We start from the raw sequence: 23,318 nt of genomic DNA, 5'->3' as shown, positions 1-23,318 counted from the left end.
GCCCGGCCCCTCACCCGAGCCAGGGGATCCGCGCGCCGAGCGGGAAGGCGGCGACGACGAGCACCGCGGTCGCGAGCAGCACGGCGAGGTCCAGCGCCGAGACGCGCAGGTAGGCCAGGCGCAGCGAACGTCCGGCGGGATTCGAGGCACCGTAGGTGAAGCCGCGCGTCTCGAGCGCCTCGACCGTCGTACGCACGTTCTTGGCGGTGTTGAGCATGATCGGGTAGAACGCGGTGACGGCGAGGACGCACCACTGCCGCACCACCCGCCAGCCCAGCAGGCCCGGTCTCTCCACCGGCGCGTGCCGCAGGCGCTGCCCCTCGAAGACGGTCACGTACTCGTCCACCAGGATCGGCAGCATCCGGTAGCCGTAGCTGACGCCGAAGGCGAGCAGCTCGGGGGCGCGGAACCACAGCAGCGCGTCGGAGAGCTTCTCCGGGTCCAGGGACACGAACGCCGCCATCGACGCCATGGAGACGGCGCCGAGCTTGAGGTTCAGCTCGGCGAGGGCGACGAGCGTGTCGAGATTCCCGCCGAACAGGAACGAGGCGACGAACAGGCCGATCACGTTGCCGAGCAGGCCGATGAGGAACAGCCCCAGCACCAGCGGCCCCACCCGGGCGAGGGCCACGGAGACGACCCCGAGCGCGAACAGCACCAGCAGGACGCCGGTGTCATGGGTGAACCAGGGTGCGAGCGCCATCATCAGGTACCAGGCCAGGACGATCCGGGGATCCATCCTCGAGAACAGCCCGCCACGGGTCGAGTACGCGGTGCGCAGCAGCTCGAGCCGGATCCAGTCGACGCTGAGCACGTCGTGCGTCCTGCGCGTCATCAGCGCACCTCCTTCGGCAGCCACTCCCGCAGCTCGGCCGCGGTCAGCGGCAGCGGGTCCAGTCCCAGCTCGAGCGCGATGCGGGCGGCCTGCGGCGGGACGAGCCGGGTGCGGGCGGTGAGCTCGGGGGGGAGAAGAGCTCGCGCGGGGTGACGTCGGCGAGCACGGCGCCCTGGTCGAGCACCAGCACTCGGCTCGCCCAGGTGGCGACGAGCTCCATGTCGTGGGTGGCGACGACGGCGCAGCGCACGGTCTCGGCGAGCGCGGCCAGCATCGCGGTGACGTCGTCGCGGGAGCGGATGTCCAGGCTCGAGGTCGGCTCGTCCAGGAGCAGCAGCGAGGGCCGCATGGCCAGGCCGATGCCGAGCGTCGCGCGGCGCTGCTGGCCGCCGGAGAGGGAGCGTCCGTCACGGTCCGCGAGGGCGGAGAGCCCCACCTCCTCGATGATCCTCTCCACGATCGCCTCGGCGTCGGGCACCTTCCGGCCGCGGGGGAACAGGGCGATGTCCTCACGCACGGTGTCCTTGAGGAACATCTGCTGCGGGTGCTGGTACAGGTAGGAGACGTGGTCGGCCATCTTCGCGGCGGAACGGGTGCGGGTGTCGATCCCGTCGACCGTGACCGTACCGGCGCGGGGCACGATCAGCCCGGTCAGCAGCTTCATCAGCGTGGTCTTGCCGGCGCCGTTGGTGCCGACCAGGGCGATGCGCTCCCCTGCGCGCAGGTCCAGGTCGAGGTCGTCGAGGACGGTGGAGAGCCCGCCTGCGACGGAGCGGTAGCCGTGGCGGACCCCGCGCAGCGTCGCGACGATCTCGGCGGGCTCGTCGGCTGCGTCCGCCCGGGGCTCGACGGCGGCCGACGGGCCGGCGCTGTCGGGATCGGAGCACCCAGGAGCGGCGCCGCCAGGGGCGTCGGCCCCCGTCGGCCGCTCCTCCCCCAACGGCCGCCCTCCCGTCGGCCGCTCCTCCGTCGGCCGCTCCCGCACGACGGGCCGCAGGGCCGCGGCGGCGGAGGGGACGTCGAGGGCGACCGGACGCGCACCGGCCGCGGCCGAGAGCGCGACCGCGTCCGGGGCGGGGACACCGTGGGCGGCGAGATCCTGGTGGCGGTCCATCGCCTCCCGCACAGGCAGGTGCCAGACGGGCGCGCCGTCGGCCATGAGCACCACGGAGCGGGCGAACTCCGCGATGAACTCGGCGTGGTGCTCGATGGTGATCACGGTGATGCCGTCGCGCTCGTTGAGCTCGCGCAGGCGCAGGTAGATCTCCCGCGCGCGGGCCGGATCGAGCTCGGCGACCGGCTCGTCGACCACGATCACCTCGGGGCGCAGGGCGAGCACCGCGGCGAGGGCCACGAGATGGGACTGGCCGCCGGAGAGCTGCCAGACGAACTGGTCGCGCAGGTGGGCGATGTCCAGGTGCTCGAGGGCCTCGTCGGTGCGCTCACGGTGGTCGGCGTGACCGAAGTTCAGGGGTCCGAAGGCGACCTCGTCGCGGACCGTCGGCCGCACCAGCTGGTTCTGGAAGTCCTGGTAGACGTAGCCGACGCGGCTGGAGAGCTCCGCGACGGACGAGTCCCAGGTGTCGACCCCGTCCACATGCACGGACCCGGCGAAGTCGCCGCTCCAGTAGTGCGGGACGAGGCCGTTGAAGGTCTTGCACAGGGTGGTCTTGGCGGAGCCGTTGCCCCCGACCACCGCCACGAAGTCGCCCCGCTCGATGGTGAGGTCGACGTTGCGCAGGGTGTCTCGGCCGGTGCCCGGGTAGCGGAAGGACAGGTCCTTCACGCGGATCACGGGGTTCGCTCGCCTGTCGCCGGCGGGTGCCGGGGCGGGAGCGGTGGTCGGGGGAACGGTCTGCATCAGGGTCTCCGGGGTCGGGGGTCGTCGCTCAGGCGCGGTCGGCGGTCTCGCGCGAGGCCTGCGCCCGGCGGAAGAGCAGGATCGCGATCACCAGGACCACCGCGATCGCGAGCACGGAGACGAGGAGGAACCAGTCGCCGAACCGGTCGATGAAGTCGGGCTCGAAGGCGCCGGCGGAGATGTCGAAGGCCTCGAGGAAGGCGAAGCCGAAGCTCGCCACGCCGAGCAGCACCGCGAAGCCGACGAAGGTGCCGGAGAGGCGGGCCTGGCCGGGGATCGGCTCGCCGGGGTCCCGGGGGCGCATGCCCATCAGCGGCTCGATCTTCCCGTGCAGGGCCGGGATCAGCCACATCGCGGGGATCGCGCCGAGCAGGATCCCGGACATCAGCACGTCGACGCCGAGGCCGAGCAGCTCCAGCGCCAGCATCGACTCGGGCAGGCCCTCGACGAACTCCGCGTCCTCCACGCCGATCCAGACCTTGGAGAGGTCCACGATCGCGGAGAGGATCTTGTCCACGAGCACCAGCACGATCGCACCGAGAGCGATCTGCCCCCTGGAGCGCGGGTTGCGGATCAGGGAGCCGGCGAGGAACACGGCGAGGAACATCTGCAGGAAGCCCTCGACCTCGGCGAGGCCGGAGAAGTCACCCATCAGCAGGTCGGTGAACACGATCTCGCCGAGCGGTGCTCCGAGCGCGGCCCAGAACGGGGAGAACAGCGCCGCGATCGTCAGCGGCACGAACACCATGTAGGACACGGAGATGTCGACGGGGCCGATGGAGGGGTCCGGGATGATCTCCAGGATGATGTTCGACAGGCCGAACAGCGACATCGACAGCACGAAGATCATCAGCTTCTGCGAGGTGGACAGCTGGACGCTGCGCACCCCGTCGATGGTGCCGAGGACGAGCGCCGCGGCGCTCGTCCTCGGCAGGACGGGGAGGGTTCTGGGTGGTCACGGGAGGCTCCTTCGAGAGGTTCTGGACGTGCGGGGCGGTGAGGGCCGGCGGACGGGGCGGACTGCGGCCCAAGGAGCGGGTCGCAGGGACGGTCAGCGAGGGGACGGGGGGCGACGGCGCCGCGGGGGCGCCGGGATCAGGGGGCGGCGCGGTGCGCGCCCGCCGCGGCGGACGGCCGCGCGGTCTCGCGCAGGCGCTCGACGAGCAGGTCGATGAGCGCGTCCGGGGAGTCGAGGACGTGGTCGGCGAAGCCGCCCGCGAGCGCCTTCGCGAGCTCCTCGTCGGAGTCCTTGCCGCCGCGCAGCAGGCAGACGGTGCCGATGCCGGCGTCCTTCCCGCCGCGGCCGTCGTTGACGGACTTGTCGCCGACGTAGAGCACGTCGGCGGGGTCGGAGCCGAGACCGGCGAGCGCGGCCTCGAAGATCTCGCGGCCGGGCTTGCGCACCCCGATCTCGTCGGAGTACGCGGAGGGGCCGAGGTCGGCGAGCACGCCGTAGCGTGCGAGGATCTCCCGCACTCCGCGGCCGGAGATCGTGTTGGAGACGATGCCGACGACGATCCCCTGCTCGCGGCACCAGCGGATCAGCTCGAGCGCCCCGGGTCGCGGCGCGGGCACGGACTTCGCCCGGTGCAGGGCGAGGGAGAGCTGCGCGCCGTCCAGGCGCAGCGCGGCGCGCAGCGGCTCTGGCAGTCCCTCACCCACGAGGTCGCCCCACAGCACGGCCGGATCGATCTCGTCGTGGCGGTGGGCGGGGTCGGCGGAGGTGTCGCGGGCGCGTTTGCGGGCACGGTGCCGCTCCCACCCCTCGGCGACGGCCCGGGCGGCGGTCTCGAGGTCGATCGGGTGGCCGATGCGCTTGGAGAGGGCGACGATCAGCGTGCCGACCTCCTCGTCCCGCGCGGGGTTCGGGGTGGACAGCGTGATCACGCCGCCGTGGTCCAGGAGCACGGCGGGTCGGCCGCGGCGCGAGGGGGCGGGTGCGGCACCGGCCGCGGCGGCCGACGACGGCGCTGCGGCCGACGGGCCGCCGGCGGGCGGCTCCGTGCCCGGCGCGGTCGCCGTCGTCGGCCCGCCGGCCGCGCCGCGCTCGGACGCTGCATGCTCGGCCACCGCGCTGTCGAGCGCGGCGCGCAGCGGGGCGATCAGCCCCTCCGGGGTCTCGAGCACGAGGTCGGGGGCCTCGGCGATGCGGAACGGCGGGGTGTCGGTGCGTCGGTCGCGGGTGATCACCACGGCGCCGACCCCGGCGCGGCGCCCGGCGACCACGTCCCGGTCGAGGGTGTCGCCGACGTACCAGGCCTGCGGCGGGGCGACGCCGAGCCCTTCCGCGGCCAGGCGGATCATGCCCGGGTGGGGCTTGCGGATCCCGACCTCGTCGGAGTACACCTGCACGCCGAAGAAGCGGTCCAGCCCCAGGTCGGCGAGGATCGCGCGGTGCGCCCGGCCGGAGTGGGCGTTGGAGACGATCCCGAGCGGGAGGCGGCGCGTGGCGCATTCGGCGAGCAGCTCGTCGATGCCCGGGCGCTGGTGGTGCTCGGAGACCAGGGTCGCCATCGTCGCGAGCAGCTCGCCGGCGTCGAGGGCGAGGGTGCGTCGCACCGGGTCCGGGAGGTCGGCGAGGAGGAAGTCGCCGACGATCTCGGCCGGTGCCAGTTCGCGCGGGGCGAGGCGGCGGGAGGCGGCGTTCTTCCACATCGACAGGGCTGTGCGGCCCGCGCGTAGCGACTCCGCGACCGACCTCTCGTCGAGACGGGCGCCGAGCGTCGCGGCCCGGGCGACGACGTCCTCGGCGAGCTCCTGCGCCCAGGTCACGCGAGGGACGGTCGTGACGACCACGCCGCCGAAGTCCAGGAGCAGCGCCGCGGGGGCGGGCAGCGCCGGGACCCCGTCGCCGATGGGGAGCAGGGCGGACGAGGCGGGATCGAGGGTGCGGGGCGCAGTGGTCACGGAGGTCCTTCGACGGGGAGGAGCGGGGCGGCGCAGGGCCGATGACCTCGACGCTAGGCGGCATCGGGGCGCACGCCGTGAACGGAGGGTGAACCCGTCGGCACGTCTTCGGGTCCGGGACTGAAAACCTTCAGACCCGCCGGTCAGCACCGCACTCGGCACTGCTAGACCGGTGTCGTGACCACTTCCGGGAAGCGCCCGAGCCTGGCCGACGTGGCGCGTGCGGCCGGGGTCTCCTCCGCCGCCGCGTCGATGGCGCTGAACGACCGCCCCGGCATCGCGCCGACGACCCGCCGGCGCGTGCGGGAGGCCGCGCGAGGTCTCGGCTACGGACGACGGAGGCGGGCGACGACGCTGTTCGGGGTGCTCCCCACGGACCTCGGGAACCCGTACCACACCGACGTCATCGCCGGGATCGAGGAGAGCGCCGAGATGCTCGGGGCGGGGGTCGTGATCGCCCACGGGAGGCGGGACACCGCGCACATGGAGCGGCAGCTGCAGCGCCTGCTGGACCTCGAGGTGGACGGGATCATCGCGGTGACCACGTGGCTGCCGCCGGAGGCGCTCGAGCAGGCGGCGCGCTGGGTGCCGGTGGTGGTGATCGGGCGGATGCAGGACCCGGTGCCGGGCACGGATGCGGTGGTCACCGACGACACCGCCGGGGCCGCGCTCGCGGTGCGGCATCTCGTCGCGGCCGGGCATCGTCGCCTCGCGCACGTGACCCTCTCCTCCCGGCCCGGACCCGCCGCGCGGCGCACCGGGTTCCTCGCCGAGACGGCGCGGCTCGGGCTCGCCGACGCGGTCGCTGCGATCGGCCCGGACTCGGCCGACGACGGCATCGACCTGCTGCTGCGCGAGCTGCGGCGCGGCGCCGAGGAGGCCCCGACGGCGGTGTTCTCCGCGAACGACATCGCCGCGGTGCGGGTGCTGCACCGCGCCGCCGATCTCGGGGTGGCGGTGCCGGAGCGGCTGAGCGTGGTGGGCTACGACTCCTCCGCCGTCGCGCTCACCGTCAGGCCGCACCTGACCAGCGTGAACCAGCCCCGGCAGGAGATGGGGCGGATCGCGGCGCGGATGCTGCAGGAGCGGCGCGAGGGCCGGCGCACGGACTCCCGCAGCGTCGCCGAGCCCGTGCTGCGCCTCCGGGACTCCACCGGCCCGGCACCTGCCCCGCGATGAGCGTCGATCTCGGGCGCATGGGGTGCCGCTACGCCTATATAGACGTAGCGGCACCCCATGCGCCAGCACCTGACCATCGCTGTGCGATCGCAGGCCGGGCGGAGAGGCGAGAGCGACGACGGGCGCCGCCTCGATGCGGCCGCGACGGCCGCGAGGACGGGCCGAGTGTGACGTGCGCCCGCTCGGTTCGCGCAGGCCTGCGCTGTCGGGTACTCTGATCATCGCTCTTCACGAGCACTGGAGGATTCGCCTAGCGGCCTATGGCGCACGCCTGGAACGCGTGTTGGGTTAACGCCCTCGGGGGTTCAAATCCCCCATCCTCCGCCGAATGGAAGACCCCTGACCAGCGAGTTCACTCGCCGGGCAGGGGTCTTTCCACATGTCCGGCCGCTGCGTTCGCGCAGCCGGGGCGTCGAACGAGCCGCCCCCTCCCCGCCGATGGAACACTCGTCCCCGGGCGAGATGCCCGGATATCCTGCACACCAGCAGTGCGGTGGCAGTGCGGTGGCGGAGACGAGGGGAACCAGATGTCGAACGCAGGATGGGGCGGCCCGGGGGACGGGGCCGGCCCGCAGGGACAGGGCCAGGGCGGGCCATGGCAGGGCGGACCGCAGGGTGGTCCGGGCCAGGGCGGATCGCAGGGCGGCGCACCCCAGGGCCCGTGGCAGTCGCCGCAGTGGCAGCAGCCTCCGTCGCAGCCGCCGCAGGGCCCCGGCCACGGGCAGGCCCCCGGTGTGCAGCCTCCCGCACCGCAGCGGAAGCGGCCGTGGGCGCTGCTCGCCGTCGCGGCGAGCTGCATCCTCGCGATGATCCTGGTGGTCGGCGGGGGGATCACCTTCCTCGCGCTGAACCGCGGGGGCCCGGAGCCCGTCGCCGGCGACCCCACGACGACGTCGGAGTCGATCGAGCCCAGCGACTCCGAGGCCACCTCCACCGAGGAGGAGACGCCGACGACCGAGCCGTCGGACTACTCGGAGTTCCATGTGCTGGGTCTCGGGGAGTTCCCCGAGGCCACGCCCGAGGAGCTCCTGGGCGTCATGCAGGACAACCCCCTCACCGAGGGCGGCCTACCGGACGTGGGCAGCTGCGACCTGCCCGCCACCCCGACCGCCCCCTCCCAGGAGCAGCTCCAGGCCGTGCTCGACGCGGCCTCGGGATGCCTGAACCAGGTGTGGTCGGTCGCGAGCTCCGACCGTGGGCTGCCCTGGACCGCGCCCGACGTGGTCGTCTACACCTGGCCGGACGTCCCCTCGTCCTCCAGCTGCGAGGCGGACACCTTCGCCGAGGACTTCCCGCGGATGTGCAACCTCGACTCCACGATCTACTGGCCGCTCGGCTACGGCACCGGGACGGACTTCGAGGACGAGGCGCACGTCCCCGGCGCCTACCTGTGGGACCTCGCCTACATGTACTCCAACGCCGCCAGCTGGAACAGCACGCTGGTGTTCTACCAGGGCGAGCTGCGCAACCAGTACGAGGACACCGATCCGGAGGCGTTCGACGACGCCTGGCGCCGCAACTCGCTGCAGTGGATCTGCTGGGCATCGACCGCGTCGATGCAGGTCCCCAGCGCCGCGCAGCCCAGCCAGGAGCTGCGGGACGCGCTGGGCTCGCCCGACGCCTGGGAGGCCGGGGAGCCGCCGAACGACATCACGCCGGAGAACCGGGCACGCTGGATCTCGGCGGGCTTCGACTCGGGCGGCGACCTCGCGAAGTGCAACACCTGGACGGCGGAGACCGAGACGGTCTCCTGACCGGACGGCTCGGCCACGGCGCCGGGCCTCCGGCGGAGGAGACGCCGGACGCCGGGACCTGAGGGAAGGAGGACGATGAGCGATCAGCGCGGCGAGTCCGGGAACGGCTCCCCGACGGATCCCGACCTCGAGGACACCGTCCGACGCACGTCCTCGGAATGGGCCCCGGCCGACGACCGCCCCGGCGGCGCCGAGGGGGCCGGGCCGGACGGCTCCGGCGAGGACCTGCCCGAGGACGACACCATGCTGCGCGAGGCACCACCCCGGGAGGCCGACGGGGAGGCGCTGGTCCACGAAACCCCTCTCTCGGACGCCGACGCCGACACCGTGGTGCGCCGCCCCGGCGGCGGGCTGTTCGACCCCTCCCCCGGCGGCAGGCCCTTCCTGCCCGACACCGGTCCGATCCAGCGCTTCGACCAGCGACCCCGCTTCGAGTACCCCGCCGCGTCGACCGCCTCGGGACGGCGGTCCCCGACCTCGTCGGCGCCGCAGTCCCCGGCTCCGCCGGCGGAGCCGCCCTCGGCATCTCTCGGCGGGACGCCGTCGGCCTCCCCGGCCCGCTCGACCGGACCGTGGCCCGTCTCGCCGTCGCAGGGAGCGCAGCCGGCCGACGGGAGTCCGTCGGCCTCCTCCCCCGCACCGCCCGGCGCCCCGCCCGGGATCGACGCGACCGGTCCTCGCCGGCGCGGACTGCTGGTGCCGGCGATCGCCTTCGGCTGCGCGCTGCTCCTGCTGCTGGGCGTGGGCGGCGGCCTGACCGCGGTGTGGCTCGGCAATCGCGACGCGGAGCCGACCCCCGCCGCGGAGCCCTCGAGCAGCTCCGCCCAGTCCGAGCCCGGCGTCTGGCAGCCGCTCGAGGAGGGGCAGGAGCCCACCGGCACCGCCGACGACCTCGAGCAGGTCCTCGCCGAGAACCCGCTGCAGGAGGCGACGCTGCAGGCCCCCGACGGCTGCGAGCTGCCGCCGACCGACGGCGGCGCACTCGCACCGGAGGAGCTGACCGGCTATCTCGAGGCCGGGGCCGGCTGCCTCGAGTCGAGCTGGGGCGAGGCGCTCGGCGCGGTCGGCGTCGACTTCACCGGCCCCGTGGTCGTCGTCTACACCGTCGACGCGCTGCCCGAGGACTCGGCCTGCGATCCTGTGCGCTTCTCCGAGGCGACGCCCGTGGTGTGCCAGGCCGACAACACCCTGTACTGGCCCGCGGCCTGGGACCCCGGCTTCTCGAACACCGATGCGGAGGAGGTGCCGCAGCTGTACATGTGGCACCTCTCCTACTCCTACGCGCTGTTCGCGATGAGCGCCGTCTCGCTGGACGACTACTTCGGGACGCTGCTGATCTCCCTGGCCGAGGAGCCGGAGCGCGCCGAGGAGTCGCAGCGCCGCTACGCCCTGCAGGTCTCGTGCGTCGCCTCCGCGGCCGTCTATCGGATGCCGGAGGGCATCCGTCCCGCGGGCAGGGTCGAGGGCTTCGTGACCTCGGTCGACGCGCAGGCCGCGCCCGCGACCGCCGGGGAGCCGAGCGCCGAGGCCCGTGCGGTGTGGGTGTGGCAGGGGAAGGACAGCGAGGGCGTGCTGCGCAGCTGCGACACCTGGTCCGCCGCGCCCGACGCCGTCGCCTGAGCCGGCCGGTCGACGCGCCGCCGACGCGGCGCGGGATCCGTGGCCGTGCGCAGGACGGGCCAGGCCTCCGGGGCCGAGCGCGGACGGGGCGGACTGCCGGGGCGCGCCGGGACGGGCGCCTCCGTCAGAACAGGGACGGCTGCGGCATCGGATCGAGGGCGGGCGGCGGCGAGGAGGGCCGGCGTGCGGATCCACGGGCGAGGCGTCGCTGCTCCGGCTGGTCCTCGTCCTCCCGGGCGTCCAGGCCGTGGCGCCGCAGCAGGGGCCGCAGGCGCCGGGCGAGCTGGGCGCGGTAGCTCGCCGGGGCGTAGGAGGAGCTTCCGTAGAAGCGTCGGTACCCGGTCGCCAGGTGCGGGTGCTCGCGCTGGATCCACTCGAGGAACCATTCCTTCGCCCCGGGCCGCAGGTGCAGCGCCCCGAACACGACGCGGGAGGCGCCAGCCTCGGCGATCCGGGCGAGGGCGTCGTCGAGCTGCGCGTCCGAGTCGGTCAGCCAGGGCATGATCGGCATCAGGAAGACGGTGACGGCGAAGCCGGCGTCAGCCGCGGCGCGCACGGTCGCGAGCCGGGCCGCGGTAGTAGGGGTGCCGGGCTCGACGGCCTTCTGGAGCGCGTCGTCGAACACCGCGATCGACATCGAGAGGTCCACGGGGACGCGACGGGCGGCCTGCTCGAGCTGCGGCAGGTCACGCCGCAGCAGGGTGCCCTTGGTGAGGATCGACAGCGGCGTGCCGGACTCGGCGAGCGCGTCGATGATCCCGGGCATGAGCCGGTAGCGGCCCTCGGCCCGCTGGTACGGGTCGGTGTTGGTGCCGAGCGCGACGAGGTCCCTTCGCCAGGAGCGGCGGGCGAGCTCGGCCCGCAGCACCTCGGCGACGTTGACCTTCACGATCACCTGCTGGTCGAAGTCGGCGCCCGCATCGAGGTCGAGATAGCGGTGGGTGCTGCGGGCGAAGCAGTACACGCAGGCGTGGGAGCAGCCGCGATACGGGTTCACCGTCCACTCGAAGGGCATCGAGCTGGCGGCGGGCACGCGGTTCAGCGCCGACTTCGCGGTGACCTCGTGGAAGGTGACCCCCTGGAACTCGGGCGTGGTCACGCTGCGCACCAGGCCCGACAGGCCCAGCAGCGCGGGCGCGCCCGCCTGCCGCTCCGACCCCGGGCCGATCTCCTGTCCGCTCCAACGCATGACCGATAGTCGAACATGCGTTCGAAGCGGCGTCAAGCGTGGAGGGCCGCCCGCTCAACCGAGGGTCGCGGGCCGCTCCCACTCCGTCCCGCGCACGTGCTCGTCGAGGAAGCCGAGGAAGGTCTCGTACCAGACCTGCGCGTTGCCGCGGCCCTGGATCCAGTGGCCCTCGTCGGGGAAGTACAGGTAGCGGTGGCGGCTGCGGCCCTGCGCGTCGCGCGGGGTGGCCGAGTACTCGTGGAGGTCGTACCAGAGGGCGTGGCCCTGCGCGATCGGGACGCGGTAGTCCTTGTCGCCGTGGATGACGAGCATCGGCGCCACGATCTCGCCCACGAAGTCGCGGGGGTTGTAGCGCGCGTTCTGGGCGAGCATCGGGCGGTGCCAGGCGGCGTTGTCGGTGGTGCGGCCCATGGACTCGGTGTCCCACAGCGAGGCGTGGGTGACGATGCAGCGGAACCGGTCCCCGGTGTGCCCGGCGACCCAGTTGGCCATGTACCCGCCGTAGGAACCGCCGGCGAAGGCGGTCCGGGCCTCGTCGATGTCCTCGCGCGCGATCGCCTGGTCGGTCAGCGCCATGATGTCGGTGAACGGGGCGCCGCCGAGCTCGTGCTGGCCGCGGTCGATCATGGACTGGCCGTAGCCGGTGGAGATCGCGGGGTCCGGCAGCAGCACCGCGTAGCCGGCGTCGGCGAAGGGGCCGGGGTTCCAGCGGTAGGTCCAGGCGTTCCAGGAGCCCCAGGGACCGCCGTGGGCGAACACGACCAGCGGGTGCGGCCCCTTGCCGGCGGGCAGGCGCAGCCAGGCCCGCAGCTCCGTGCCGTCCTCCGCGGCGGCGGTGACCTCGGTGAGCGTGCCCGGCTGGGCGAGCGCGTCGGCCGGGTTCGGCAGCTCCTCGACGGCGCCGCTGCCGCGGTCGATCCGCACCGGGTGCGGGGCGACGGCGATCCCGGAGGCGGAGGCGATGATCTCGCCGCCGGCGATGGAGAGGTCGGAGAAGGCGAGGTCCTGGCCGGGGCCGCCGGCGAGGCGGTGCGGCGCGGCGTCGGTGACGTCGCCGATCCAGACGGCACCGCGGCCGGTGTCGTCGGAGGCGGCGACCAGGGTGTTCTCGTCCAGCCAGACGGGGTCGACCCAGTGGTCGAGCTCCGGCCAGACGGGGGCGGATTCTCCGGTGGCGAGGTCGAGCAGCTCGACCCCCGCGTGGAGCGAGGCGGTCTGCGTCCAGTGGCGGTGGCGGCCGATGAGGACCCGGTCGCCGGAGGGGCTGAACTCGGCGGGGCCGTACTCGACCTCGTTCGTCCCCTCGCGCAGCAGGCGCGGCGGCTGGGCGCCGACGAGGTCGAGGAGGTAGAGGTCGGTGACGGCGAGGCGGTCACCGCGGGAGTCGGCCATGGCGACGAGGGCCTGCTCGCCGCTGCGGTCAGCGGTCCAACCCTCGAGGCGTCCGGGCGGCATGGTGACGTGGCGGAAGTGGAGGACCTGGGTGGGGGCGTCCTCGTCCGCGTCGGCCCCGTCGGCCGAGGGCGCGGCGGTGCGCTCGGCGGCGGCGAGGTCCTCGGGCAGGGCGGCGATGGCGAGGACCGGGCGCGTGGGGCCGAGGTCGTGATCCCAGTACCGGGTCGGGAAGCCTGCATGGAAGGCGGCGCTGACCTTGGCCTTCTTCCGCGTCGCTGTGAGCTCGGCGTGCTCGGCCTCGTCGGCCGCCTGGGAGTGGACCTCGAGCTCGGTGACCAGGTGGCGTCCGGCGACGACGAGGCCGCCGAATCCGCCGGGACGGTTCGCGAGCTCGCGCGCCTCGCCCCGGGCGGGCAGGGCCCACAGCTGGGCGTCCTCGGATTCCTCTCCGTCCTCGCCCACGCGCTTGGCGGTGAAGTAGGTGGTGCCGTCCTCGGCGAGCGCCACGGCGCCGACGGAGGCGCTGCCGCGGGTGAGCGGGAGCAGGCGGTCCCCGTCGATCTCGACGAGGGAGCCGCGGTAGGAGGTGCCCTTCTGATCGAGGCCGGACACCTTCGCCACGATCCTCCCTCCCTCGGTGGTCTCGAGGGCGGCCAGTCGGGTCGCGTCCAGCAGGGTCTCGATGCTCGTGGAGGTCATGGCTCGCCATCCTCGCACCTGCCCGTCGGCCGACGGGCGCGAATGCGCAGATCGCGGGCGCGCTCACTCCCGATCCTCGCAGCCACGCACCGACGCGCCCACGCACTCGCCGAGACGTAGGTTTCCGCCCCTATGACGCTCCATACGGACGGAAATCTACGTCTCGACCGCGGGCGAGAGCTCGACGTCGTTCGGGACGGAGCGGACTCGGGGTCGGCACAGAAGAGGGCTCGGCTCAGCGGCGGTGCGGCCGGCGAGGGCGACCGGGGTCACGTCGGGGTTGCCACCCTCTCCGAGATAGTTTAAAGTTGCAGCATCTTTTCGGAGGGTCCGAAACGGGACCCCGCCGCCGCCCTCCCGGACGCCCGCGACGCACCTCAAGGAGCACACCTTGCAGTTCGGAATCTTCACCATCGCCGACATCACCCCCGATCCCATGACCGGGAAGGTGCCCACCGAGAACGAGCGCCTGAAGAACATGATCGAGATGGGCAGGCTCGCCGAGCAGGTGGGCCTGGACGTCTTCGCGATCGGCGAGCACCACAACCCACCCTTCGTCACCTCCTCCCCCACCACCACGCTCGCCTATCTCGGCGCGCAGACCGAGAGGATCATCCTCTCCACCGCGACCACGCTGATCACCACCAACGACCCGGTGAAGATCGCCGAGGACTACGCGATGCTGCAGCACCTCACCGGCGGCCGCGTGGACCTCGTGATGGGCCGCGGCAACACCGGCCCCGTCTACCCCTGGTTCGGGCAGGACATCCGCAAGGGCATCGAGATCGCGATCGAGAACTACGACCTGCTGCGCCGGCTGTGGACCGAGGACGTCGTGAACTGGGAGGGCCAGTTCCGCACCCCGCTGCAGCAGTTCACCTCCACCCCGCGCCCGCTGGACGGCGTGGCGCCCTTCGTGTGGCACGGCTCGATCCGCTCTCCGCAGATCGCCGAGCAGGCCGCGTACTACGGCGACGGCTTCCTGCACAACAACATCTTCTGGCCCATGAGCCACACCAAGCAGATGGTGCAGCTGTACCGCGAGCGCTACGAGCACTACGGCCACGGCAAGGCGCACCAGGCCTATGTGGGTCTCGGCGGCCAGGCGTTCATGCGCAAGAACTCCCAGGACGCGTGGAACGAGTTCCGCCCCTACTTCGACAACGCCCCCGTCTACGGCGGCGGCCCCTCGATGGAGGACTTCACCGCGCAGACCCCGCTGACCGTCGGCTCCCCCGAGCAGGTCGTCGAGCGCTACCTGACCATGGCCGACCACGTCGGCGACTACCAGCGCCAGATGTTCCTGATGGACCACGCGGGCCTGCCGCAGAAGACGGTCCTGGAGCAGATCGAGCTGCTGGGCACCGAGGTCATCCCGGTGCTGCGCCGCGAGCTCGAGGCCCGCAAGCCCGCCGACGTCCCCGAGGCGCCCACCCACGCCGCCCGGGTCGCCGCCGCCGAGGCCGAGCGAGGCGCCTTCGACGACAGCTACAAGTTCGAGACCGGCGACAACTGGACCGGCCTGCGCGCCGAGGACGCCCGCCGCTGACCGGGCCGGCCGCCCCCGACACGTCCCGCCTCGACCCGAGAGGATCCCCTCATGACCGGCACGATCCGCCTGCTCGCCCTGTCCGCAGGACTCTCCACCCCGAGCTCCACGCGCATGCTCGCCGACCAGCTGACCCGTGAGGCCTCGGCCGCGCTCGGGGCCGACGGCACCGCGGTCGAGGTGACCACCATCGAGCTGCGCGAGTACGCGCACGACCTCACCGATGCGCTGCTGACCCGCTTCCCGAGCGAGCGCCTCTCGATGGTGATCGAGCAGGTGCGCGCGGCGGACGCCGTCATCGCGGTCACCCCGATCTTCAACGCGGGACCGGCCGGGCTGTTCAAGACGTTCTTCGACGCGCTGGACGTCGAGCTGTGGAAGGCGAAGCCGGTGCTGGTCGGCGCGACCGCCGGCACCGCCCGCCACTCCCTCGCGATCGACTACGCGATCCGCCCGATGTTCGGCTACCTGAAGGCGGATCTCGTGCCGACCTCCGTGTTCGCGGCCTCGGCGGACTTCGGCGCGGACACCGAGGGGCAGGCCGACGAGCGGCCGCTCGCGGCGCGCGTGCGTCGCGCGGCCGGTGAGCTCGCGACGATGCTTCGGGCTCGTCGGGGGACGGCGCTCCCGGCCGACGGCGCCGCGGCCGAGACTTCTGCGGCCGACGGCTCCGCCGAGACGCTGGCCGTCGAGGACGCATCGGCCGACGCCGCCCCCGCGCGGCCCGCCCTGGACCCCGAGTTCGCCGACTTCGTGCCGATGGGCGATCTGCTGCCCCGCCGCTGATCCGGCACGTCACCTCGAACGGCCCGGGACCGTCACGGCCCCGGGCCGGTCTGCGTCTCCCTGGCGGTGAGGCGGCGGGCTTCGGCTGACCTGATCCGCCCGTTCGCCGCGTGCCCAGATCGAGGCGGCCGTACGCTGAGCGCAGACGGCCCGCGGATCGCCGCGAACCCCACGGCAGGAGCCCCGATGAAATACATGCTGATCATGCGCGCGACCGATGCCGCCCTCGCTGCGAGCGCCGAGGTCGACTTCGAGGAGGTCGTCAACCAGATGGGTGCCTACAACGAGGCGATGCACGACGCGGGAGTGCTCGCCGGCGGCGAGGGGCTCACCGATGCGGGCGCGGAGGAGAACTTCGTGCTCGACTTCTCCTCCACCCCGCCCACCCTCTCCGAGGAGCCCTACGGGCCGACGGAGTCGCTGTTCAACGGCTTCTGGATCCTGAACGTGCCCTCCCGCGAGGAGGCGCGGCAGTGGGCGGAGCGCTGCCCGCTGGGCCCCGGCATGAAGCTCGAGGTGCGACGGATCCACGGCGACGAGGAGATCGCGGAGCTCGTCTCGGAGGACAACGAGTACATCGCCAAGGAGAAGGTCTGGCGGCAGGAGGAGGCCGAGCGGGCGCAGCGCGAGGGCTGATCCGGGCGGCCGGCCCCTCGGTTCCGACCCGTCGGGCGCCTGCCTTCCGACCGCGTCGGACCGGACCCCACGGGTGACCCGTCGGGCACTTCGCGGACCTGCGATAGCCTGGACGCAACCGCTTTCCCGCCTTGTCGAGATCGGAGAGTCGTCATGATCCGCCCGGGCCTGTGCTCCGTCACCTTCCGCTCCCTGCCGGTCGAGGAGGTGGTGCGCCACGCCGCCTCCGCCGGGCTCGAGGGCATCGAGTGGGCCGGGGACGCGCACGTCCCGCCGGGCGACCTCGACGCGGCCACCCACGCCCGCACCGTCACCGAGGAGGCGGGCCTCGCGGTCACCTCCTACGGCTCCTATCTCACCTTCGTCGGCTCCGACGAGGAGGTGCACGCCGCGGGCGGGGCGGTGATCGCCGCGGCCCGCGCGCTCGGCGCCCCGCGGATCCGGGTGTGGGCGACCCGCACCGGCTCGGCGGAGACGTCCGCCGAGGACCGCGCCGTCACCGTCGGCCGGATCCGGGAGTTCGCCGACCGCGTCGCCGCGCACGGGCTGGAGCTCGGGCTCGAGTTCCACGGCGGCACCCTCACCGACGAGATCGGCTCGACCCTGCGCCTGCTGGACGAGGTGGGACGGACGAACGTGCTCACCTACTGGCAGCCGCATCAGGACATGCCCGTCGAACCGGCGCTGGACACGCTGCGCCAGGCGCTGCCCCGCACCTCCACGATCCACGTCTTCTCCTGGTGGCCGGGCCACGAGCGCCTGCCGCTCGCCGAGCGCTCGGACCTGTGGGAGCCGGCCTTCGCGATCCTCGCCGCGAACGGCGCGGACCGCGATGCGCTGCTGGAGTTCGTGCCGGGCGACGCCCCCGCGCTGCTGCCCCGCGAGGCGGACACCCTGCGCACCCTGATCACCGCCGGCGAGGAGCTCGCCCGATGAGGACGCTGCTCGCGATGCCCGAGGGCCTGCAGGACAGGATGTTCTCCCCCGCCCAGCGGGAGCGTCTCGCGGAGATCACCGGCACCGACGTCTCCCGCACCGTCCCGGACCTCTCCGCCGCGCCGGACGAGGAGCTCGCCGAGGTGGAGGTGCTGGTCACCGGCTGGGACTCCCCCGCCGTCGACGCCGCGGCGCTCGCGCGGATGCCGCGCCTGCGCGCGATCGTGCACACCGCCGGCACCGTCCGCTTCGTCGTCACCGACGCCGTGTGGGACAGAGGCGACATCGTGGTGACCTCCGCGACCGAGGCGAACGCCGTCCCGGTCGCCGAGTACGCGCTCGCGCAGATCCTGCTCGCCGGGAAGCGGACCCTCGCCCAGCAGGCACGCTACCGGCGCGAGCGCACCGTCGGCCTGGCCACGGCCGCCGATCCCGGGATCGGGAACCACGGCGGGGTCGTCGGCCTGATCGGCGCCTCCCGGATCGGGACGCTGGTGGCCGAGCACCTGCGCCGTTTCGACCTCGAGGTGCTGGTCACCGACCCGTTCGTCGGCGCCGAGCAGATCGCGGAGCTCGGCGCGAGGAAGGTCGAGCCGGAGGAGCTCTACGCCCGCAGCGACGTGGTGAGCCTGCACGCCCCGGACGTGCCCTCGACAACGGGCATGGTCACCCGCGAGCTGCTCGGCCTGATGCGCGACGGCACCACCTTCCTCAACACCGCCCGTCCCGCGCTCGTGGACATCGACGCGCTGCGGGACGAGGTGCTCTCGGGCCGGCTCAGCGCGATCCTCGACGTGCACGACGATCTCGCCGACGACGACCCGCTGTGGGAGGCGGAGCTCGCGCAGCTGACCCCGCACCTCGCCGGCTCCCAGGGCAACGAGCTGCACCGCATGGGCGAGGCCGCGCTCGAGGAGCTGCGACGGCTCGCCGCCGGGGAGCCGCCGCGCTATCCCGTGGACGGGAGCCGCCGGGACTCCACGGCCTGACCCGTATCCCGACCGGGATCACGCTCCCCGACCTGCCGTGCCGGCCTCGCGGCCGTGATCGCCTCGTTATGCTGGCCCTCCCGGGACAGCGTTTCCCACCCCACTCGTCGACCCACCCCGGCAGCCCTGCCGGACCCTCCCGTCGGACCCGTCGGACTGCTCCGGTGCGCATCGCCCAAACGATCGCCGACGGGAGGACCGCCTCACCACGAAGGAGCCCCCGATGCCCGCCGTGCGCCTCAGCGACGTCGCCCAGGATGCGGGCGTCTCGCTCGCCACCGCCTCCCGCGTCCTCAACGGCTCGGCCCGCGTGCCCGGCAAGGAGGTCGCCGAACGGGTGCGCGCCTCCGCGGACCGGCTCGGCTACGTCCCCAACGCCCAGGCCCAGGCCCTGGCCCGCTCCCGCTCGGGGCTGATCGGACTGGTCGTGCACGACCTCGCCGATCCGTATTTCGCGACCATCGCGGGCGAGATCCAGCAGCAGCTGTTCGCCTCGCAGTCCCAGGTGCTGCTCACGCAGACCGATCGCCGGATCGACACCGAGGTGCGGGCGCTGCGCTCCCTGATCGCCCAGCAGGTGGACGCGCTCGTGCTGGTGGGCACGCACCGCTACGGCACCGAGGACGACACCGCGATCAGCACGCTGCTGCACGGCTTCGAGCGCAACGGCGGAAAGGTCGTGGGGCTGGGTCAGTCCCTGGGCGTGGGCCGCACGATCATCTCCGACGACGCCGCGGACTCCCACGAGCTCGCCACCGCCCTGGTCGTCGAGGGGCATCGCCGCTTCGCCGTGGTCGAGGGCATCGCCGGGATCCCGTCGGCCGGCTCCCGCACCAGCGGCTTCATCGCCGCGCTGACGGAGGCGGGGATCGAGCCCGAGCTGAGCATCGCCGCGGACCTCACCCGCGAGGGCGGGCTCGAGCTCGCCGCCCGCATCCAGGAGCATCTCGAGGGAGCCGGCGGCTCCGACCAGGGCCCGCTGTGCCTGTTCGCCCCGGCCGACGTGATGGCCCTTGGCGCGCTCGGCGAGCTGCGCCGTCGCGGCCTGGACGTGCCCGGCCAGGTCGCGGTCGCCGGCTTCGGCGGGGTGACCGCCGCGGCGGACGCGAACCCCTCGCTGACCACGATCGCGCTGCCGCTGTCGGAGATGGCGGCGCAGGCGGCGGCGTGGGTGCTCGAGGGCGTCGCCCCCGCGCACCGGTCGGCGGACGAGGCGGAGGCCGCGAGCGGCACGGGCGAGGAGCCGTCGGCCGGCGGCGCGGCCGACGCAGCGCGCGAGGTGCGGGTGCGCGGGGACGTGGCGCTGCGCGAATCGACGGGGATCGCACCGCGCTGACCGGGCGCGATCCGCCCGTCCCCGCGCCCGACGCGGGCGGCGAGTCGGCCGATGGGGAATGCCGCCGGGATCAGCCCACCGCGGCGGGCACCTCCGCCGCGGGGACCCGGCGACGCAGCGTCAGCAGGGCACCGGCCGCGGCGAGCACTGCGGCGCCGGTGGTGATCACGCCCAGCGGCAGGATGCTCTGCGAGCCGGCGATCCCGACGAAGGGAGCGGCAAGACCCCCGAAGCCGTAGCGGGCGGTGCCGAGGATCGAGCCTGCGGTGCCGGCCATCTGCGGGTACTCGGACAGCGCGAGCGTGGTGCCCGCAGGGGACGAGAACTGCGCCCCCGAGGCGAGCAGGAAGAGCGAGGCGATCACGACCGCGAGAGGCATCGGCACGAGACCTGCCAGCAGCAGACCCAGGCACCCGCTGCCGGTCTGCGCGATCCCGAGGAACAGCGCGCCGTGGACGTTCCACCGCTCGGCGGTGCGGCCGCCCAGCCAGCCGAAGAACACTCCTCCGGCGGAGTTCAGGGCGAATGCGGCCGCGTACCACTGCGGGGACAGGCCGTAGATCTCCTGGAGCACGAAGGTGGACCCGGCGAGATACGAGAAGATCGCCGCGAAGACGAAGCCCTGCGTGAGCACGGCGCCGACGAACACCCGGTCCGCGACGAGGATCCGCAGCGCGGAGCCGGTGCGACGCAGCCCGCCCGCGGTGCGCCGCTCGGGCGGGAGCGTCTCGGTGAACAGCGTCGCCGACATCAGCAGCAGGACGAGGCCGACGAGGGCGAGGAACCCGAACAGGCCGCGCCAGTCCATGAACGTGTTCAGCAGCCCGCCGATCATCGGGCCGACGATCGCGGCGGTGGGACCGGCGACCGCGAGGCGGCCGTAGAAGCGGATCAGCTCGCGGCCGTCGAAGATGTCGCGCCCTGCGGCCTGGGCGATGACGATGCCGACGCCGCCGGCGAGGCCCTGCACGAAACGGGCTGCGACCAGCACCTCGATGCTGGGGCTCAGCGCGCACAGGGTCGAGGTGAGCACATAGGCGGCCACCCCGATCAGCAGGATGCGGCGTCGTCCATGCTGGTCGGAGACGGGGCCCGCGAGCAGCTGCCCCGCGGCGAGTCCCAGCAGGCAGGCGGTCACGGTGAGCTGGGCGATCGAGGTGGTGGCCTCGAGCTCCCGGGTCAGCGCGGGCAGCGCCGGGAGGTAGAGGTCCATCGAGATGGGCCCGAAGACCGTCAGCAGCAGCAGGATCCAGGGCAGGGCCCGGGAGACGGCCGGCGCGGACGGGGCGGGACGGGTGGTGGTCACGGCAGGCGGGGACCTTCCTCGCGCAGGGGGTGGGGACGGCTCGAGTCCACCACCCCCTCCCGGCGCGAGCCAGGCCCTGGCAGGGCACCCCGGCGGCGACAGGGGCCCGCAGCCCGGTGCCTCACGCGTAGGGCAGCACGAGCTCCTCGTACCGCTCGGCGATGATCCGCGCCGACTCCTCGGCGGGGGTCGCCCAGACGTCCTCGTTGAAGATCTCCACCTCGATGTCGCCGGTAAAGCCGGCCGCGGCGATCATGCGGGTGATCGCGGGGAAGTCGATGAAGCCGTCGCCCATGTAGCCGCGGGAGTGCAGCGGCTCGGCGGCGAGCGGCAGGTTCCAGTCGCACACCTGGTAGGCGAGCAGGCGGTCCGAGGCCGCGGCGCGCTGGATGGCGCGCTCGAGGGACGGGTCCCACCACACGTGGTAGGTGTCCACGACGACGCCGACGTCGGAGCTGCCGGAGGCCTCGGCGATGTCGAGGGCCTGATCGATGGTGGAGAGCACGGCCCGGTCGGCGGCGAACATCGGGTGCATCGGCTCGAGGGAGAGGCTCACGCCCCGCTCCTCGGCGTAGGGGGCGAGCTCCGTGATCGCCTCGGCGACCCGGGCACGGGCGCCGACGATGTCCTTGTCGGCGCGGTCCACACCGCCGACGACCATGACGAGCGTGGGGGCGCCCAGCATCGCGGTCTCGTCGATCGCCCGACGGTTGTCGTCGAGCGCCGCGGCACGGTCCGCCTCGGCGGAGGCGGTGAGGAACCCGCCGCGGCACAGGGAGCTGACGCGCAGCCCGGCATCGTCCACGCGGCGGCGCAGCGCGTCCAGGCCCACCTCCTCGACGTCCTGGCGCCACAGGCCCACCGCGCCGATGCCGCGCGAGACGGTCGCCTCGAGGAATTCCTGCACCGGCGTGGTGCGGAAGGTCCAGCGGTTCAGGGACAGGCGCGGCACCGTGGTGGCCTCGCTGGTCACGCTCGTCGGGGTGCTGGTCTGTGTGGTCATGCGAGGGCTCCTGTCCGGACGGCCTGGGTGTCGCGGGCGAAAGCGCCGCCCGCTGCGGGAGCCCGGCCGCCGGCCGAAGCGTCGGCCTCGATGTCGTAGCCGGCCAGTCGCAGCATCCCGTGCCAGCGCTCGGCGGCCAGCGCCGGGTCCTCGAGGTTGCCGGTGGTGGCGGCGAGCTCGATGGTGCGCGAGAGGTGCGGGAGGCTGCGGGCGGAGTGCATGCCGCCCACCATGGTGAACGCCTGCTGGTGGCCGTTCAGCCAGGCCAGGAACGCGACCCCGGTCTTGTAGTGGTAGGTCGGGGCGGAGAAGACGTGCCGCCCCAGCTGCTCGGCGGCATCCAGGATGCGCCCCGCCTCGTCCACGTCCCCGCGGTCCAGCGCCTGCACGGCGGCGGAGGCGGCGGGAGCGGTCGCGGCGAAGGCCCCGAGCAGCGCGTCGGAGTACTCCCCGCGCACCTGCTGCCCGTCGGTCGCGGAGGTGGTGGTGCCGTCGCCGACGATGAGGTGGGAGAAGTGGAAGTCGTCGCCGGTCAGCATGCGCACGCCCTCGGGGAGGCGCTCGCGCACGGCGATCTCGGCGGCGTCGTCCAGCAGGCTCATCTTCACGCCGCGGATCCTCGTGGGGTCCGCCTCGATGATGCGCAGGAGGGTGTCCGCCCCGACGGCGGGGTCGTCGCTGCCGAAGTATCCGCCCAGCTGCGGGTCGAAGACGGTGCCGAGCCAGTGCAGGACCACCGGAGCGGTCGCCTCGGCGAGGACGCGGCGGTAGACCTCCTCGTAGTCCGCGGCGGAGCACGCGGTGCGGGCGAGGTGGCGGGAGGCCATGAGCACGGCCCCCGCGCCGGCGTGCTCGGTGGCGCGGAGCTGTTCGACGTAGGCCTCGACGATCTCGTCGAGGCTCAGGTCCCGCTCCTCGCGCTGGTCGGTGTTCACCCCGGCGACGACGAGGTCGCTCACCCTGGCGCCGGCGGGGAAGACCGCGGCGATCTCGGGGTCCTCGAGCGCGGCGCGGGCGGCGTCGGAGGTGCGGGTGATGAGCTCGCGGGTGGCGGCGGGGTCCAGGCCCATGCCGCGCTGGGCGGTGTCCATCGCGTCGGCCACGCCGAGCCCGCGCGACCACATGGTGCGGCGGAAGGCGAGAGTCGCATCCCAGTCGATCTGGGCAGGGGCGCCGGGAGTGTTGTCGCCGTGGACCAGCGGGACCACGTGCACCGCCGCGTACACCACGCGGGAGCGCAGCGGCGCGGTGGGGCGGGCGAAGGCGGGGGCCTCGGCGAGCGGGATGCGGCGCAGGGCGCCGTCCTCGCCGAGGAGGGTCAGCTGCAGCTCGCCCATG

The 23,318-nt window shown here is 73.6% G+C and carries 17 protein-coding genes, 1 tRNA gene and 1 pseudogene; 10 read left to right on the top strand and 9 right to left on the bottom strand.

Annotation, left to right across the window (positions count from 1 at the left end):
- Nucleotides 1-10: 10 nt before the first annotated feature.
- The 4 genes and pseudogenes from A4A78_RS04690 to A4A78_RS04675 all read right to left on the bottom strand — a co-directional run bounded on the left by A4A78_RS04690 (nt 11) and on the right by A4A78_RS04675 (nt 5,603).
- Nucleotides 11-835 carry an energy-coupling factor transporter transmembrane protein EcfT gene (locus tag A4A78_RS04690; protein WP_062947212.1) on the bottom strand — a complete coding sequence of 275 codons (825 nt, stop codon included), beginning with the start codon at nt 833-835 and terminating at the stop codon, nt 11-13.
- A pseudogene (locus tag A4A78_RS04685) lies at nt 835-2,696 on the bottom strand (ABC transporter ATP-binding protein). Before A4A78_RS04685 ends, A4A78_RS04690 begins: the two are co-directional and overlap by 1 nt.
- Nucleotides 2,697-2,724: 28 nt before the next feature.
- Nucleotides 2,725-3,582, bottom strand: coding sequence for a cell division protein FtsQ (locus A4A78_RS04680; protein ID WP_231880837.1), 858 nt, complete (start codon nt 3,580-3,582; stop codon nt 2,725-2,727).
- A 209-nt stretch (nt 3,583-3,791) separates the two neighbouring features.
- Nucleotides 3,792-5,603, bottom strand: coding sequence for an HAD-IA family hydrolase (locus A4A78_RS04675; RefSeq protein ID WP_062947210.1), 1,812 nt, complete (start codon nt 5,601-5,603; stop codon nt 3,792-3,794).
- A 177-nt stretch (nt 5,604-5,780) separates the two neighbouring features.
- Here A4A78_RS04675 and A4A78_RS04670 point away from each other — a divergent pair, with 177 nt between their 5' ends.
- From A4A78_RS04670 to A4A78_RS18075, 4 genes are all read left to right on the top strand, one after another.
- A complete protein-coding gene (locus A4A78_RS04670) occupies nt 5,781-6,782 on the top strand; it encodes a LacI family DNA-binding transcriptional regulator (protein ID WP_082835183.1) in 1,002 nt (333 codons plus the stop codon).
- A 239-nt stretch (nt 6,783-7,021) separates the two neighbouring features.
- Nucleotides 7,022-7,106 (top strand) — tRNA-Ser (locus tag A4A78_RS04665).
- 203 nt (nt 7,107-7,309) lie between these two features.
- Nucleotides 7,310-8,536, top strand: a complete 1,227-nt coding sequence (locus A4A78_RS04660; protein WP_231880836.1) for a hypothetical protein — start codon at nt 7,310-7,312, stop codon at nt 8,534-8,536.
- Between the two features lie 75 nt (nt 8,537-8,611).
- A complete protein-coding gene (locus A4A78_RS18075) occupies nt 8,612-10,156 on the top strand; it encodes a hypothetical protein (RefSeq protein ID WP_231880835.1) in 1,545 nt (514 codons plus the stop codon).
- Nucleotides 10,157-10,280: 124 nt separating this feature from the next.
- On the opposite strand, the gene A4A78_RS04650 is transcribed toward A4A78_RS18075, so the two are convergent.
- Both A4A78_RS04650 and A4A78_RS04645 read right to left on the bottom strand, forming a co-directional pair.
- Nucleotides 10,281-11,345, bottom strand: coding sequence for an Rv2578c family radical SAM protein (locus A4A78_RS04650; protein ID WP_062947208.1), 1,065 nt, complete (start codon nt 11,343-11,345; stop codon nt 10,281-10,283).
- 54 nt (nt 11,346-11,399) lie between these two features.
- A complete protein-coding gene (locus A4A78_RS04645) occupies nt 11,400-13,439 on the bottom strand; it encodes an alpha/beta fold hydrolase (RefSeq protein ID WP_062947207.1) in 2,040 nt (679 codons plus the stop codon).
- Nucleotides 13,440-13,830: 391 nt separating this feature from the next.
- On the opposite strand from A4A78_RS04645, the gene A4A78_RS04640 reads away from it, so the two are divergent.
- From A4A78_RS04640 to A4A78_RS04615, 6 genes are all read left to right on the top strand, one after another.
- Nucleotides 13,831-14,988 carry an LLM class flavin-dependent oxidoreductase gene (locus A4A78_RS04640; RefSeq protein WP_062947206.1) on the top strand — a complete coding sequence of 386 codons (1,158 nt, stop codon included), beginning with the start codon at nt 13,831-13,833 and terminating at the stop codon, nt 14,986-14,988.
- 51 nt (nt 14,989-15,039) lie between these two features.
- Nucleotides 15,040-15,774, top strand: a complete 735-nt coding sequence (locus tag A4A78_RS04635) for a CE1759 family FMN reductase (RefSeq protein ID WP_062947205.1) — start codon at nt 15,040-15,042, stop codon at nt 15,772-15,774.
- 186 nt (nt 15,775-15,960) lie between these two features.
- A complete protein-coding gene (locus A4A78_RS04630; RefSeq protein ID WP_062947204.1) occupies nt 15,961-16,410 on the top strand; it encodes a YciI family protein in 450 nt (149 codons plus the stop codon).
- Nucleotides 16,411-16,563: 153 nt separating this feature from the next.
- Nucleotides 16,564-17,346 carry a sugar phosphate isomerase/epimerase gene (locus A4A78_RS04625; RefSeq protein WP_062947203.1) on the top strand — a complete coding sequence of 261 codons (783 nt, stop codon included), beginning with the start codon at nt 16,564-16,566 and terminating at the stop codon, nt 17,344-17,346.
- Nucleotides 17,343-18,335: a hydroxyacid dehydrogenase gene (locus tag A4A78_RS04620; RefSeq protein ID WP_062947202.1), complete on the top strand. Its 993-nt coding sequence runs from the start codon at nt 17,343-17,345 to the stop codon at nt 18,333-18,335. The genes A4A78_RS04625 and A4A78_RS04620 overlap by 4 nt, the downstream gene beginning before the upstream one ends.
- Before the next feature lie 223 nt (nt 18,336-18,558).
- Entirely contained in the window at nt 18,559-19,671 is a 1,113-nt protein-coding gene (locus A4A78_RS04615; protein ID WP_062947201.1) for a LacI family DNA-binding transcriptional regulator, read from the top strand.
- 70 nt (nt 19,672-19,741) lie between these two features.
- On the opposite strand, the gene A4A78_RS04610 is transcribed toward A4A78_RS04615, so the two are convergent.
- The 3 genes from A4A78_RS04610 to A4A78_RS04600 all read right to left on the bottom strand — a co-directional run bounded on the left by A4A78_RS04610 (nt 19,742) and on the right by A4A78_RS04600 (nt 23,317).
- A complete protein-coding gene (locus A4A78_RS04610) occupies nt 19,742-20,977 on the bottom strand; it encodes a multidrug effflux MFS transporter (RefSeq protein ID WP_062947200.1) in 1,236 nt (411 codons plus the stop codon).
- A gap of 121 nt (nt 20,978-21,098) precedes the next feature.
- Nucleotides 21,099-21,980 (bottom strand): sugar phosphate isomerase/epimerase, encoded by an 882-nt coding sequence (locus A4A78_RS04605; RefSeq protein ID WP_062947199.1) that lies wholly within the window; start codon nt 21,978-21,980, stop codon nt 21,099-21,101.
- Complete coding sequence (locus A4A78_RS04600; protein WP_231880834.1) at nt 21,977-23,317, bottom strand: DUF993 family protein; 1,341 nt, start codon at nt 23,315-23,317, stop codon at nt 21,977-21,979. Before A4A78_RS04600 ends, A4A78_RS04605 begins: the two co-directional genes overlap by 4 nt.
- Nucleotide 23,318: the final 1 nt, after the last annotated feature.

The sequence above is a fragment of the Brachybacterium sp. sponge genome (genome assembly GCF_001613775.1).
Taxonomy (GTDB): Bacteria; Actinomycetota; Actinomycetes; order Actinomycetales; family Dermabacteraceae; genus Brachybacterium; species Brachybacterium conglomeratum.
This window is presented reverse-complemented; position numbering and strand designations above follow the sequence as displayed.